This is a genomic window from Algoriphagus sp. 10J20-15 (genome assembly GCF_055809615.1).
The window spans coordinates 15,112-30,038 of the sequence record NZ_JBVVUG010000036.1 but is presented as its reverse complement, the minus strand read 5'-3'; the positions used below and the strand labels follow the sequence as shown (position 1 = coordinate 30,038).

The following is a 14,927-nucleotide window of genomic DNA, read 5'->3' as shown; positions in this document are numbered from 1 at the left end:
AGTTCATTTAAGTATTACGATTTTTGTTTTACGGATTCTGGTCATGTAGGGCCTGCTATTTACATTTTGTAATCTTTCAAATTTAAATTCATTAGAACTTTACCACTTTCCCACCTCTCTCGTTTTCATTAATTGCTTTTCAAGTCATTTGCCTTAATTTTGAAATTCAATTTTCACCCATGACAGAAGAAAAAGAATCACTCAATTTCATAGAACAACTCATTGCTGACGATCTAGCAGCAGGCTTTTCTCCGGAGAAACTTCGTTTTCGCTTTCCACCTGAGCCGAATGGGTATTTACATATCGGCCATGCTGCTTCTATTTGCCTGAATTTTGGATTGGGAGAAATGCATAATGCTCCTGTTAATCTTCGGTTTGATGATACTAATCCAAGTAAGGAAGAACAGGAATATGTAGATGCAATCAAGCGTGATATTCAATGGCTTGGATTTCAATGGGCTACAGAATGTTATTCTTCAGACTACTTTCAACAGCTATATGACTGGGCGGTTCAACTGATCAAAGAAGGGAAAGCCTATGTGGATCAACAGTCTGCAGAAGCTATGGCCGAGCAAAAAGGAACGCCTACAACTCCAGGAGTGGCTGGTCCTTTTCGTGATCGATCAGTTGAGGAAAATCTAGATTTATTTGACAGAATGAAGGCTGGAGAATTTGAGCAAGGTAGCTATGTACTTCGTGCGAAAATTGATATGGCCTCTTCCAATATGTTGATGCGGGACCCTATTCTTTATAGGATTGTGAGGAAAGCGCACCATCGTACTGGCACTGAATGGTGTATTTATCCAATGTATGATTGGGCTCACGGTGAGTCTGATTACGTAGAGCAGATTTCCCACTCTCTTTGTACGTTGGAATTCAAAATGCACCGGGAGCTGTACGACTGGTTCTTGGATCAAATCTATGACCCTACCAAACTGAGACCAAAGCAGAGAGAATTTGCCCGAAGAAATCTCAGTTATACAGTCATGAGCAAGAGAAAGCTTCTTGAATTGGTTCAAACCAAAACTGTAACCGGATGGGATGACCCTCGTATGCCGACTATCTCTGGTCTACGAAGAAGAGGCTATACGCCTGAATCTATCCGTAAATTCTCTGATGTTTCCGGAATTTCCAAGCGTGATTCTGTAACAGATGTTTCTCTGTTGGAATTTTGCATTCGAGAGGATTTGAATAAAACTGCAACGCGAGTGATGGGAGTTTTAGATCCAGTGAAGTTGGTAATCACCAATTATCCTGCTGGGAAAACTGAAATACTTTCCGCTGAAAATAATCCGGAAGATCCAAATTCAGGAACTCATGACTTACCATTTAGTGGTAAATTATATATAGAAAGAGAAGATTTCAAAGAAGAAGCAGGAAGTAAATTTTTCCGCTTGACTTTGGGAAATGAGGTACGATTAAAAAGTGCCTACATCATCAAAGGTGAGTCAGTAGTAAAAGATGCTGAGGGCAATATTACTGAGATTCATTGTACTGCTGACTTGGATTCAAGATCTGGATCTGGAACTGAAGCTAGCACGAGAAAAGTAAAAGGGACGCTTCACTGGGTATCTATACAGCATGCAATAAAAGCGGAAGTTAGAGAATACGATAGACTATTTTTGGACGAAGCTCCAGACAGTCATGAGGACAGGAATTTTATGGAATTCGTAAATCCAGACTCTCTCAAGGTAATCAAAGAGGCCTATCTAGAGCCTTCTCTTAAGGATGCAACCCTTGATGATAAATTTCAGTTTCAGAGACTTGGTTACTTTACTTTGGATAAGGATTCTTCTTCAGAAAACCTTGTTTTTAATAAAACGGTAGGTTTGAGGGATTCATGGGCAAAACAGGCTCCGGTAGCTGCTGCACCGCAAAATCAACCCGTAAAGCAGCAGAACCATGGAGGCGGACAGGCTCAAGGGCAGCGCTCTGCTATCAATGAGATTCAGAAAATCTCAAAGAAATACACGAATCTATCCGGTGATAAGCTTGCCGCAGCTCGAGCAGATATTGCGAAATTGGCTGAGGAAGTGAGCTACGAGGAATTGGCTCCCCTATTCAACACAGCTGCTAAGAAAGTTGGGACTCGAATAGGAGCAATGATTACATTGGGTGTCCTGTTAGCCAATGGACAGGAGAGAAATGCTGAAATTGATGCTTTTATAGAAGCCGGCTTGTCAGATGGAAATGAAGAATTGGTTGGAGAAGCGAAGAAAATTTAAAATTAATTTCTGATAGACTTTGCAGTGTCGAAGTGTAGGTAAAAAAATCGGGTAATGTGGTCAAAAATAGTTGGTGACTTTGGTATAAAATTTCATTATAATCTGCGACAGATTTGAAGAGGACGTAAGCTCTGCTGAGGAGCAACTTACCAGCAATAAAATCTGTCAAGTGGAATGGAAGGGCTTCGTTTTTTCGGAGCCCTTTTTTCATGCTTCATTCTTCTTGTCCCATGGCTTGGAAAACCTTTTACCTTGTTGATTTTTGAAGTACAGATACCATTTCAAAAAGCTTTTTCTGTTTGCGTTCGAAAGTCCTCTATGGACATTGAGATTGTTTTTTAAATGTCCGAAGAACGACTCCAGACCGTTTGTTGATTTGGGTATTTTTGGGTTTTCCAGATAGTGAAACAAATTGGGCAGTGCGCTCATAATTACAGAGAAGGAACGCTTCAACAGCTTATGTTTATACCAGTATTTTCCAGTGGTGGGGTTCACGGTTTTCTCATGCACAAACTCATGATGACGGGCATCCCAATTGGCCAGATCCAGCAGCCAAAAGCTGAGCTGCTGTTGGGTACGGATCAGATGCAGTGTAGAGATGATTCTTCGAAGTTCCTGACCAGGAATGCTCTTTGGTTTACTGGAAAGCCATATTCTGCACATACGCTGGACATGGATCACACATCGCTGAAGGGTCACATCGGGGCAAACTTTCTTCACCGCCCGTAGTAGAGCCCGGTGACCATCACAGGTGATGGATTCAATCTGAACACCAAGAGCCAGCAGATTTTCCAGGCCTTCTTTCAGCTCCTCATACCGTTCTCCACTACTGAAACGGTAGAGCTGGGTAAACTTGACGGTGTTGTCCCGATACAGAATCAGACACAAGTCGTTGGTGAAATAAGTGCCATCAATGATCAGGTTTACACGCTCAGAGGGGTAAACACTCAGCATCGGTGGCTCTTTCAAATAGCCTTTGAACAGCCGCTGGATGGTGCTTTTACTGTACCCTGTGAGAACAACCAATTGCTCCAATGTTTGCTTGCCGATAACCCACTTTTCAAACCATATAAATTGGTTGGACTTGGCCACCGATGGATTCGAACCGGTAAAGAGAATCCCGCAGTTTTTGCATTTATATCGCTGCTTGCCGCCTTGCTTTCCCCACTTGATTGAGTCCAGAAAGCCACATGCCCAACACCTTTTTTTTTGACTTTTCCATAAAACAAAACAACCTTATTGAAACCACTTTCAATAAGGTTGTCACAGGAAAGACAGTAAATCAATAGTTTACACAGCTTTTACCAACTATTTTTGACCATTAAATCAAAAATCGCTCGTCGTGAAAATTCGACGAGCGATTTTTTTGTTAATCTACAGGTGAAGAATGGTCAGGTTTGCAACCATGGCAACTACGTTCCTACTTATCCACGCCCATTGACACCTTCTCTGCATTAATAAGAATTGGCTTCCCAAAGCCTAGTTTTTCAAGACCAGCAAATTGTGTTTTGGCATCGCCTACGATCAGCCAAATCATCTTGTTTGGGTCAAGGTACATTTCTGATAATTCCTGAATTCTCTCCACAGTCAGTTCATTCACTATTTTCTCTCTATCCTTCATGTAGCCTGGATCCCATCCAAACTCACTGATATTCTCTAGCATATTCAGTTTTGCCCCAGCCGTCTCAAAAGCTCGAGCATTGCTTTTGATCATAAAGCTTTGAGTGGTTTCCAGATCTTGAGAAGTGTAAGTTGAAGGATAATCTGATAGTATATTTTTTACTAATTGAGCAGACTCATACGTAACGTTGCTTCGCACACCGCTAGTAATAGTAAATGGAGCGGCCACTTTTCCACCGGAAAATGAAGACCTAATTCCATAAGTATATCCTTTGCCTTCACGTAGTTCTTGAGTTAGTCTGGAAGCAAATCCTCCTCCTCCCAAGATGTAATTCATTACCACCGCAGGGTAATAATCTGGATGGGTTGAAGTCATCGCTGGATACCCGAACTGTAGCATTGATTGCTTTGCATCAGGGATGTCATAAAAATAAACCTGTGCATTCTCTGGCCTTGAGGGAGCATCATAAGCAGGAATACTCACGTCCTTACTTTCCCAGGCGGTTATCAAATCCTGAAGAGATGCAATGATTTTCACTTTCCCTAAATCACCAGCAACATGCATTCGGGTTACTGATGGAGAAATATAGTTATCATAATAGGTTTTCAGATCATTTAGAGTTATCGACTCCACAGATTTAATGTTTCCTAAAATGTTTTGAGAACGAATATTACCCTCTCCATAGATCAACTTATTAAATTCATTTTGGGCTACCATGTTGGGGCTTGCCTCCAGCTGTCGGATATGGCTGATGGTAGATTGTTTTGCCAATTCAAATTCCAGTGAGTCCCATCTTGGTTCCAGAATGATTTCCTTTACTAATTCCATCACCTGATCGTAGTTTCTACTTAATGTATTTACGGCTATAGTTGTATTCTCTGTAGTTGCATATACATTCACTGAGGCTCCTAATTGATCAATCGCGTCTTCCAATTCAGCAGTTGTCTTGGTTTGGGTACCCTTTGTCATCAACTGTGCCAAAAGATTGGCCACTCCTACTTGATTAGGATCGTCCAATAATTGTCCTCCATCAATTATCATATTAAATTGAACCAATGGAACTTCATGGTTTTCAATACCATATACCTGTAAGCCATTAGCAAGTGAATCATCCCAAACTGAAGGAATGGTCACCTCAGGTGTTTTGCCATATGGAGGCTCGACTGACCTATCAAAAGTGGATGGTGCACGCTCGTATTCAGCTTGAATCGACGGATCAAAGCTTTCTTCTGCACCCTGTACGATTTGCTCTTCTACTACTTCAGCTTTCTTAGATCCTTGGAGTGCAGCTTCTGAAGTTTCCTTTGGGCACAAAGCTGGTAGCTATGTAATTCTTACCGTAAATGTATTTTTTGAAAACCCGCGTCACGTCTTCTGTATTCACCGATAAAATGTTTTGAATATCCTGATTGATAAAGCCAGGATCTTTAGCGAAAATATTGTATTGAGTCAACTGTACTCCTTTACCTAAAACACTTGAAAGTCCATTGTAGAACCGTGTTTCCTGTCCAGCTTTTATTCGTGCTAGGTCTTTTTCTGAGATGCCCTCTTTTTCAAATTTGGCGAAAGCCATTTCTATGGCGGCAGCTACTTCATCCAAATCTTTGTCAGCATATGCGCGAACAGCAAGTTGCGCTTGTCCAGCCAATTCTGAAGTTCTATTGTACATCCTGACATTAGATGTTAGTTTTTTATCATCTACCAAAACTACATTGAGTGGAGCCTCTTTTCCATTGGATAGATAATCAGTAAGCACATCCAGAGCATAGGAGTCTGCATGATATTGCTCCACTGTAGGCCAAGTCATGGTCAGTTCAGGAAGGCGGGCAAAATTATCTTCATGGTAAAGTTTTTGGATGGTTTCTACTTTCCCTGGTCTTGGTGTAAGTGGGGCTATATCTTCACCAGCGGCTATTTCATCAAAATATTTTTTCACCCATTCTTTCGCTTGTTTTGGGTCAAAATCACCAGCAATTGTAAGCGTAACGTTATTTGGAACGTACCATCTTCTAAAAAACTCTTTTACGTCTTCCAATTTCGCATTCTGCAAATCTTCTAATGAGCCGATTACCTGCCAATTGTAAGGGTGATCTTCAGGATATAGATTCTTGTCAATCACATAAGAAGTATGGCCGTAGGGTTGGTTGTCCACGCCCTGCCTTTTTTCATTTTTCACCACCTGCTTCTCTTTGGCCAAAACAGGATCAGTTACAGTATTGATAAACCAACCTAGTTTGTCTGCTTCTGCCCATATCATTTTTTCCAATGCATCATTCGGAACAGTCTGAAGGTAATTCGTTCTGTCTCGACTCGTCGAACCGTTTGCTCCAGAGCCTCCTATTCTAGCTGTCATTTTATCCAATCCACCTTTACCTAAGTTTTCTGATTCTAGAAAAAGCAGGTGCTCGAAAAGATGCGCAAAGCCAGTTCGACCCTCTTTTTCACGAGCGGACCCCACGTGAGCAGTGAGTGAAACAGCCACCACTTGATCTGATTTATCAATGTGAAAAATCACCTCGAGACCATTGTCTAGCTTGAATTTTTCAAATTCTACATTAAACTCCTGAGGAGCTTTTTCAGACTTTTTGCTACAGGCAGTGCTAAGGATAACAAGTAGAACAAGTGAGGTGATTCTTTTTAACATAGATAGGGAGGTTTTCTTACAGCTAAATAATAGAAATATTAACTCGAATCCACTAGTTGTGTGTTGATCGGCAAAATTCACCAAAAACATATATTAGTTATATGGTATTTTACAGCTAATCTTAGAGACCAACTCTACTTTCAGAATAGAGATCATAGACTGCTATCAATCCTTCGGAACCTCTAGCATCGGGGTATAATTCATAATTTCCTATTTCATCTCTAGTTTCCACAAAGACGGGATTGTACTTTTCATCATATACATTCCATACAATCAGCAAAAAATGGTAGCTGATTTTACTAGTTCTACCCTCTTCCAACCAGGATTCAAACTCTTCTTCAGTGATTGATTTGGGATAATCAGGACCGTCAAACATAAGTGTAATTCAAATGATTTCTGTGTTCAGTTTTGCTGTGCAAGTAGGCTAAAGATCTTAAAATATCCAGAATAGATTCTGATTATCTGAATGTGAGATTGTAACCCCGTGCATTTTAGGATTAAATTCAATTTAAGAGAATTCAGTCTACTTTCTTATATTCAACCTATTATCCCAAATCTCAACACTATTTCACATGAAGAAAATCGGAAAAATATTTTTAGGACTATTTGTATTGGTAATCCTTCTAGGTGCCATTTTGATTTTCAATGCACTTAGGATGGAGTCTAAACAGGTAGAACCACAGCCTATTCAGGTAGTCGAAATTTCAGAAAATGCTTTTCAAAATTTATCGAAGGCCATACGATTTAAGACAATATCTTTCAGTGAAGAGGCCGTCCCTGATTCTGCAGCATTTAGCGGTTTTCATGCTTTTTTGGCGGAAACTTACCCATTGGTGCATGAGGCAATGTCGCTTACTAAAATCAGTGAATACAGCCTCCTTTATACTTGGGAAGGTGCTGACCCTACAAAAAAACCAATTATTTTGATGTCACATCAGGATGTAGTACCGGTAGATGTGCCTACATTAAATATGTGGGAAGCGGGACCATTTGAAGGTAAAATCACGGAAGATCATATTATTGGCCGTGGTACTATGGACGACAAATCATCTCTTATTGCTTTATTAGAAAGCGCCGAGATACTTATTAAAGAAGGTTTTGTCCCAAACCAAACGATTTATTTTGCTTTTGGTCACGATGAGGAAGTTGGTGGAACAAATGGTGCAGCTAAAATTGCCGATTATTTAGAAGAGAAAGGAATTCGTGCTGCCTTCACCCTAGATGAAGGAGGAATGATAGCTAAAGGAATGGTTCCGGGAATTGATCAGCCTGTATCTATGATCAATGTTGCAGAAAAGGGATTTGCATCTTTTCGATTAATTGTCGAGACAAATGGAGGTCATAGTTCTGCTCCGCCACGAGAGAACACGATTGGTATGCTTGCTCAAGCTATTGTAGACTTAGAAAATAATCAACGGCCATACAGATTAGTAGATCCTGTTCGATACCAACTCGAATATTTAGGTCCTGAGATGCCCTTTGCTCAGAAAGTTGCCTTTGCTAATCTATGGCTATTGAAAGGGCCTATTTTGGAAGCGCTAAATTCACATACCACCACAGCTGCTACTATCATCGATGGAGGAGTTAAAAATAATGTGATTCCAACAGTTGCAGAGGCTACTATCAATTTTAGAATTCTTCAGGGAGAAACAATTGAGTCGGTTCAGAAACATATAGAGAGTACCATCAGTGATAAAGTTCGAGTAGAGAAATCAGGCTTTTTAACTAATCCATCCCCTTCTTCGCGAATTGATTCAGATTCCTATAAACTTTTGGAAGCTACAGTTCGGTCTGTCTTTCCTGAAACGGTGGTGGTACCTGGTTTAATTGGTGGTGGAACTGACGCTCGATATTTTTATAAGATTTCTGACGATGTGTACAGATATTACCCGCTCCGTATTACTTCAGAGTCTATGACAAGATTTCATGGAATTGATGAGAAAATATCAAAAGAGAACTACAAAGAAATTATTCAGTTTACCTATCAATTGATGAAAAAGTTCAATGAGAGCTAATTATACAATGAATATACGCGATGGTGCCATTCACCTTAGATTCTTTGCTTATATGGCCGGAAGAACGATAACCGATGACTCCTGCACTGGTGGGACAGGCTGAAGCGGCCCCAATTCTTAAGTTTAAGATATCATTTTTCGCTTTTGACTCCATACTGGCACAAAAGCGGTTATACATATACTATAAAACTAGAATAGGGAAGTTTGAAATTATAGTTGGTCTCTTTAAACCGTTCAACTCTATTTTAAAGGAGTTTACTACTATTATTGAAAAATTACCCAAGCATCTCCATTTGCTGGGACAATTACTTCAACTTCAACTTCGTATTCTCTGTTCAGAGTTAGTTCTTTTACAGAACCATCACTACCAGATTTTTTGGTTTTATCACTCAAGCCAGCGTAGTATAGGGGTACTGTAATCTTCTTTGTGATTTCATGATCTGTAGGATTATATACTGCCAACATTCCTTTTTCCTCCCCAGAGGGATTTACATTTAGCCAATAATCCAGGTCGATACCATTTGCTCTTTTCAAATGAATAATATCCCCTTCTAATACAGCGCGATGCTTTTTTATACCATTCCACTCTCTTTTTCACCATCATTTTGGTTTCCTCGGTATCATAAAGCCTAGGTCCTCGGTAGCATGCTTGTACACCAGCTCCAAGATTTGATGCTATCATCATTTCATAATGTGCCAAATGCTCATTTAAAGGTTCGATAGTGGCAGCTGCTCCTCCGCCTTGGTATTCTGTCAAGGGTACAAACATCCATCCCATTGTTGACGTTTTCTCCCAAGTGCCGTCAAAGATATTCTGACGGGCATGAATTAACTGTTCGTTTCTCGGCAGGCTCCAATTCACCTCACGATACCCCATGGCAATTTTACTACCACCAGTCATGAAATAATAATCCGGAATATTGAGATAAATTCCTTTTCCACGGCTCCATTTATAGAAGTCGGAAATGACTTGATATTGATTCCATCTACTATCTGCCAGTCCTTTATGTCCGGGATGATCTTCAGATATACAAATATCTCCAGGAGAGGAGCCGTCATGTTCCAAAAGTGTGAAGCCCGATTTCTCATAAAAATTGTAGAGTTTTTGGAAATATTCCTGTCCCCAATCACTTCCTATACATGGGGAATTCCCAAAAGTTGGGCGCTTTCCTTCAGGCATAACCACATCAGTTTCCGCATCTATGCTTCGTGAAGCAAGTAAAGAATAACCACCAATCTCCACGCCTTTTCCCTTGGCGTAATCCGCATACCTCTTCATTTCCGCAAGGTATTCATCACTATCGTCTTCAATGTTAAAGCCACTACCGAATGTCAGAATTACCATTTCAAAACCTACCTCTGAAGCTTGGTCAATCGCATTTTTAACTCCTTCCCAATCCGCAAACCTGGCATGCATCATCAATGGGTTTTCGGTAGTCCAAGGCGCCAGCGTTTTATACATTTTGCGCAGCGCCAAACCTTGCCTCTCTCTTTCATAGCTGTCATGAGGCAATACAAAAGTTCGGAAGGAGGTGAATTCATCTCCTGACTTTAAGTCTTGATCTGGACCAAATTCAGGGCTTACCTTTAGCAATGCTGGAGTCTGCCTGAGGTAATTTACCTGACTACTGTATTCTGGGTCTGGTAGCCATTTTACTACATGAGAATTGGCGTCTCTGGCCGTCATACTAGAAAAAGCAAAGTCAGTTTCCACATGGATATTAGGCTCGTGGAAAACGGTGTTTTCACGCATTTCCACTAGGGATTCGTACTCCACAGCTGCAATTATTTCGCTGGTAAAATCTCCAATATTTATTGTTTTTCCACTCGAATTTTTGACTGAAATCCATTTCCCAAAAACCGGAATACCATCATATAACTCATAATGTACCGAAACTGTCAAATCTCCAGGTTGTAATTTAGGTACAATAGTGGTGTCAATGTCCCCATACAAAGCGAAGTCAACCACCTGCAGTCGAACTAATTCGCCTAATTCTTTATCATCCTTCCCTTCACCACTTCCATTGGTTTTTCCAATCCGCACACTCATCGGTGAGGTAGAGAAAGCAGGTAATTTCTCTATAGTTAACCAATCGCCTTTTTTGGGTTTAGCTTCGCAAAAAACCGCTTCATCAGTTATTCTAAAGCGAAGTGACCAAGCAGTAGATATACCTTGTTTAGATCTTCCTCCAGCAGCTTGGATATGCTTTTCTCCATCCCAAAGCCCAAACATGGGAATCCCATCGTCATATGAATTATCACCTGGCCTTTAAATAAAATTTGATAGTTTTATCAGCCCAAACTAAGCTGATTCCTGGTCCAAATTCCTCTGCTTGATCAGTTCCTGTATTGAAAGTCGCCTCTATAATTCTTGTACTTTGGTCTATCTTTTGCTCTACATAGACAGATGAATTTTGTAGCGTATAGATCTCTCCTAATTTTCCTTCATTTTCGAAGGAGGATCTAGCATGAGAATTAGATTCATACCTAGTCCAGCCTTTATCCAAACTATTGAAATTAGTTTCATAAATAGTTTTCCTCCCCAAATCACTTGGTAAAGGGCTGGCGGAAAGTAACAGTTGATTGGTTTCTGGTAGATCAAAATCCAATCGAAGGTGAATACCCTTTGGAGGCCAAGGAGCATTATGATCCCCATATCTAATTTTCGCCCATTCAAATGGCATTTCAGTATCTAAAATTTCGTATCCAGAGAATTGCATTGCAGTAGAATTATTGCTGAGATCAGCTATCCATTCTTTCTTTAGAAATGCATAATTAGGCTGTCCCTTTAAGCCACCTACTTCATAGTTTACTCCGTCTATTGTTATTTCAGCTTCGGGCTTTACCCCTCTTAAAAATGACTCTCCACTGTATAAATTGTCCAAGCTTATAGTTGCTGCGTTTGGGGAGATTTTGATCACACGCTTCACCAAACCATTAGAAAGCTCAAGCCTATCACCTGACTCAATTAGTTTGGCAGGATAAGAGCTATTATCTATTAGCCAGTCAGTTTGAGCCACTGAACAAAACGAAAAAAGTAAAGCTTGAAGTAGGAAAATACTTTGGAGAATTTTGGTTTTAATATTCATCTGAAAACAATAGTGTTTAGGCAAATAAAGTAAGGCCTTCTGAATTCCAATAGAATTTGTTAGAAAGATATCCATGAAAGTAAAAATTTTACAAAAGTATTCTGTCTAACGGTTCTTCTAGGTTCTTTAATCTTGAGTCATATTTATATCCCTAAAAAAAATAGAACCCATACGAGATATGGGTTCTATAGGTATTCTGCCAAACGTTCTTTTAAGTCATTTACCAGATTTTAATTCTTTCTGCTTCTGACTTATAATTCAAATCACCTGGCGAATATTAAATGCAGTGTAGAACGGATCAAAATTCATCAACGGTCCATTTACGCGCCAAACAGCAGGCGAGTGCGAATTTGTATTAACATAAGTTCTCAAAAACTCATCCCTAGTATTCACTCTCCAGATTCTGGCGATGGAAAGGCAAAATCGCTGATCAGGAGTATATCCATCGATTTTAGTAGTATCCTGACCTTGTTCTGTCAACTTAAAGGCTTCATAAGCAATGTATAAAGCCCCGTTATCAGCGGTATTTTCTCCAATAGTCATTGCACCTTTCACATGTATAGAATCCAGGACGGTGAACGTGTCATAGCGCTCGATCAATTGCTGCGTTTTGCCTTTGAACTTCTCATAATCCTCCGCAGTCCACCAGTTTTTCACATTGCCATCCTTATCATATTGCGCTCCCTGATCATCAAAAGCATGGGTTAGCTCATGGCCAATTACCATTCCGATTCCACCGTAGTTAATCGCATCATCAGCATAAAGATCAAAGTAGGGATATTGTAAGATTCCTGCCGGAAAAACGATTTCATTCAAAGAAGGATTGTAATACGCTGTTACAGTAGAAGGAGTCGTACCCCACTCGAGCTTATTTGGAGCCTTGCCGAATTTATCCAATTGGTAACGACTCTGATCCTTACGAAGAGCAAGTACATTTTCAAAATATTTGGATGGATCTATGGTCACATCATATTCTCTCCATTCGTCTGGATAGCCTATTTTTTTAGTGATCGCATACAGCTTTTCTTTCGCCTGAGTTTTGGTGCTGTCGCTCATCCAGTCCAATTGATTGATTCTACTTTCAAAAGCCTTTTGAAGATTATTGACCAAATCAAGAACCCGCTTTTTGGCATCTTCATTGAAATAACGTTTCACATACAGTTGGCCTAATGCAAACCCTAATTGTCTATCCACTTTTTGTACCATTTGCTGAGCTCTGGTCAATTGGGTTGACTGACCATTGATTACTTTTTGATAATCAAATGAAGCATCTTCAAATGGCTTACTTAACACCTCGGCAAAGGAATCCAGAGTATGAGCTTTGACATAAATCTTCCAATCCGTAAGAGGAACTGCTTTTAGCATTTTATCCAAAGTCGCATAGTAAACTGGCTGACGAACATCTACCGAATCTGCATCTAGTCCTAGCTGCTCAAGCATGGTACTCCACCCAATTGTCGGTTGTTTTTGATTCAGTTCAGTTACGGACATTTTATGGTAATTCTCCTTTACAATTCTTCGTTCGATTCGTGTTTTGTGAGATTGAGCCAACTGTTTTTCAATTTCATACACCTTCTCCGCATTCCTCTGAGCTTCAGTCGTTTCGCTTCCAGTTAATTCGAAAAGTGTCGAAACATAATCCAAATAAGCTTTTTGGATAGCAATCGTAGAAGAATCTGTATTGAAGTAATAGTCCCGATCGGGTAAACCCAGTCCAGTTTGGCTAAAATGTGCTATGTTAATACTGCTATTTTCGGCATCCGGAGAAATTCCAAGACCAATGATAGATTCGCTGTTTGATTTGATTTCATCAGTTACAAAACTCAACAAAGAAGGCAAGTCTGAAATTGCCTCAATCTCATCAAGAATAGGTTTTATAGGTTCAAAACCCCGCTGATTTATCGCCGCAGTATCCATACCTGAAGCGTAAAAATCACCAACCTTCTGTTCTATACTTCCAGCTGGATTTTTGGATTTGGACACTTCTTCCAATATGTTTTCAAGAAGTTTTTTTTGAGGAATATTCAAAAAAGAATACGAACCTACACCAGATTGGTCATCAGCAATTTTGGCAGAATCGTACCAGATCCCATTTACGTGCATAAAGAAACTATCTCCTGGCTTTATAGAAGGGTCTATTCCAGCTATGCTCACAAATTCACGTTGAGGGGGATTCTCAATAGCTTCTTGCTGGGAGCATGCTGCTAATAGCATCAAAAATGCTGAGGCATAAAGTAAATTTTTCATATGTTGTTTGGTGGTGTTTTTGAAAAGATAAATGAAAAAACTGAGTTGGCAAATCTGAACTGTTATGACCCTAGCCTCCCTTCCACAAGAGGTAGGATTACTAAAAGATAATATTAGGTTTCGATATTTCCTTCTTACATTCAACCACTTATAGTTTTTGATCTACATGGAAAACTTTTCTTTAGAATCTATTTCATCTCAAAAAGGCAAGGTAGCTATTGTCACAGGAGCCAACAATGGAATAGGATTCGAAACTGCCCTGGCATTGGCTAAAAAGAAAGCTACAGTGATTTTAGCATGTCGCTCCCTTGCAAAAGCACAGGAAGCGATGAGCGAAATTCTACGAAAAGTACCGGATGCTGATCTTGAAATTTTGTTGGTTGACTTAATGAGCCTGGAATCTGTGCGGGCTTTTGCAAAAGAATTCTCTAAAAAATACGATAGACTTGACTTTCTAATAGCAAATGCTGGAATAATGATGCCTCCCTTCCAAATCACTAAGGATGGGTTTGAAAGTCAATTTGGAGTGAATTTCCTAGCCCATTTTGTATTGGTTAAGCGTCTATTTCCTATTCTTAAAACTACCTTAGGATCGAGAGTGGTGATGCTAAGTAGTCTTGCGCATAAAAATGCAAAGATAGATTTTACTAATCTAGATGCAGAGAAGAACTATTCGACTTGGAAAGTATATGGCCAAAGCAAGCTGGCATGTCTGATTTTTGCATATGAACTTCAGAGAAGAATAGAAGATAATGGATTAAAACTAAAATCTCTTGCTGCACATCCTGGTTTTTCAAGCACTAATTTAGGCCACTTACTTCCAAGTATCGGTGCTAAATTATTTGCCCCATTTGCATCATTTATAGGACAAGATGCCAAAGCAGGTGCACTTCCTATTTTACAAGCTGCCTTAGATCCCTCGGCTAACGGTGGAGAATACTTTGGGCCTTCTGGTTTCAAAGAAATCAAAGGTCTGCCAAAAGTGGTGAGTTCTTCCTCAAGATCACATGATCTTCTAGTCGCCTCTAAATTATGGACAGCGGCAGAAGAAATGACTCACGAAAAATTCGAGATTTAATTCCTACG

At 39.9% G+C, this 14,927-nt stretch carries 11 protein-coding genes; 3 read left to right on the top strand and 8 right to left on the bottom strand.

The window, feature by feature from the left end:
• Positions 1 to 179 precede the first annotated feature (179 nt).
• Positions 180 to 2,225, top strand: a complete 2,046-nt coding sequence (locus AC0L6R_RS15580; protein ID WP_473272030.1) for a glutamine--tRNA ligase/YqeY domain fusion protein — start codon at positions 180 to 182, stop codon at positions 2,223 to 2,225.
• Positions 2,226 to 2,432: 207 nt separating this feature from the next.
• Here the strand turns inward: AC0L6R_RS15580 and AC0L6R_RS15575 are convergent, their stop codons facing one another.
• The 4 genes from AC0L6R_RS15575 to AC0L6R_RS15560 form a co-directional block, all read right to left on the bottom strand.
• Complete coding sequence (locus AC0L6R_RS15575; RefSeq protein WP_473272082.1) at positions 2,433 to 3,398, bottom strand: IS256 family transposase, variant Zn-binding type; 966 nt, start codon at positions 3,396 to 3,398, stop codon at positions 2,433 to 2,435.
• A 247-nt stretch (positions 3,399 to 3,645) separates the two neighbouring features.
• The gene (locus AC0L6R_RS15570) at positions 3,646 to 5,160 is read right to left on the bottom strand and encodes a M16 family metallopeptidase (protein WP_473272029.1); all 1,515 of its coding nucleotides are present in this window, start codon (positions 5,158 to 5,160) and stop codon (positions 3,646 to 3,648) included.
• Positions 5,117 to 6,490 (bottom strand): M16 family metallopeptidase, encoded by a 1,374-nt coding sequence (locus tag AC0L6R_RS15565; RefSeq protein WP_473272027.1) that lies wholly within the window; start codon positions 6,488 to 6,490, stop codon positions 5,117 to 5,119. Before AC0L6R_RS15565 ends, AC0L6R_RS15570 begins: the two co-directional genes overlap by 44 nt.
• Positions 6,491 to 6,611: 121 nt before the next feature.
• The gene (locus tag AC0L6R_RS15560) at positions 6,612 to 6,866 is read right to left on the bottom strand and encodes a hypothetical protein (protein ID WP_283413382.1); all 255 of its coding nucleotides are present in this window, start codon (positions 6,864 to 6,866) and stop codon (positions 6,612 to 6,614) included.
• Between the two features lie 196 nt (positions 6,867 to 7,062).
• On the opposite strand from AC0L6R_RS15560, the gene AC0L6R_RS15555 reads away from it, so the two are divergent.
• Positions 7,063 to 8,505 (top strand): M20 family peptidase, encoded by a 1,443-nt coding sequence (locus AC0L6R_RS15555; RefSeq protein ID WP_473272024.1) that lies wholly within the window; start codon positions 7,063 to 7,065, stop codon positions 8,503 to 8,505.
• A gap of 264 nt (positions 8,506 to 8,769) precedes the next feature.
• Here the strand turns inward: AC0L6R_RS15555 and AC0L6R_RS15550 are convergent, their stop codons facing one another.
• From AC0L6R_RS15550 to AC0L6R_RS15535, 4 genes are all read right to left on the bottom strand, one after another.
• Positions 8,770 to 8,970 (bottom strand): hypothetical protein, encoded by a 201-nt coding sequence (locus tag AC0L6R_RS15550; protein WP_473272023.1) that lies wholly within the window; start codon positions 8,968 to 8,970, stop codon positions 8,770 to 8,772.
• Entirely contained in the window at positions 8,954 to 10,738 is a 1,785-nt protein-coding gene (locus tag AC0L6R_RS15545; protein WP_473272022.1) for an RlpA-like double-psi beta-barrel domain-containing protein, read from the bottom strand. The genes AC0L6R_RS15550 and AC0L6R_RS15545 overlap by 17 nt, the downstream gene beginning before the upstream one ends.
• A gap of 25 nt (positions 10,739 to 10,763) precedes the next feature.
• Positions 10,764 to 11,594, bottom strand: coding sequence for a hypothetical protein (locus tag AC0L6R_RS15540; RefSeq protein WP_473272021.1), 831 nt, complete (start codon positions 11,592 to 11,594; stop codon positions 10,764 to 10,766).
• 258 nt (positions 11,595 to 11,852) lie between these two features.
• On the bottom strand, positions 11,853 to 13,841 hold the full coding sequence (locus AC0L6R_RS15535; RefSeq protein WP_473272020.1) for a M13 family metallopeptidase: 1,989 nt from the start codon (positions 13,839 to 13,841) through the stop codon (positions 11,853 to 11,855).
• 166 nt (positions 13,842 to 14,007) lie between these two features.
• Here AC0L6R_RS15535 and AC0L6R_RS15530 point away from each other — a divergent pair, with 166 nt between their 5' ends.
• Positions 14,008 to 14,919 carry an oxidoreductase gene (locus AC0L6R_RS15530; RefSeq protein ID WP_473272019.1) on the top strand — a complete coding sequence of 304 codons (912 nt, stop codon included), beginning with the start codon at positions 14,008 to 14,010 and terminating at the stop codon, positions 14,917 to 14,919.
• Positions 14,920 to 14,927 lie beyond the last annotated feature (8 nt).

Coding starts and splice junctions, on each gene's coding strand:
- AC0L6R_RS15530 (WP_473272019.1), top strand. CDS start 14,008: ATGGAAAACTTTTCTTTAGAATCTATTTCATCTCAAAAAGGCAAGGTA.
- AC0L6R_RS15535 (WP_473272020.1), bottom strand. CDS start 13,841: ATGAAAAATTTACTTTATGCCTCAGCATTTTTGATGCTATTAGCAGCA.
- AC0L6R_RS15555 (WP_473272024.1), top strand. CDS start 7,063: ATGAAGAAAATCGGAAAAATATTTTTAGGACTATTTGTATTGGTAATC.
- AC0L6R_RS15565 (WP_473272027.1), bottom strand. CDS start 6,490: ATGTTAAAAAGAATCACCTCACTTGTTCTACTTGTTATCCTTAGCACT.
- AC0L6R_RS15550 (WP_473272023.1), bottom strand. CDS start 8,970: ATGTTGGCAGTATATAATCCTACAGATCATGAAATCACAAAGAAGATT.
- AC0L6R_RS15580 (WP_473272030.1), top strand. CDS start 180: ATGACAGAAGAAAAAGAATCACTCAATTTCATAGAACAACTCATTGCT.
- AC0L6R_RS15560 (WP_283413382.1), bottom strand. CDS start 6,866: ATGTTTGACGGTCCTGATTATCCCAAATCAATCACTGAAGAAGAGTTT.
- AC0L6R_RS15540 (WP_473272021.1), bottom strand. CDS start 11,594: ATGAATATTAAAACCAAAATTCTCCAAAGTATTTTCCTACTTCAAGCT.
- AC0L6R_RS15545 (WP_473272022.1), bottom strand. CDS start 10,738: ATGTTTGGGCTTTGGGATGGAGAAAAGCATATCCAAGCTGCTGGAGGA.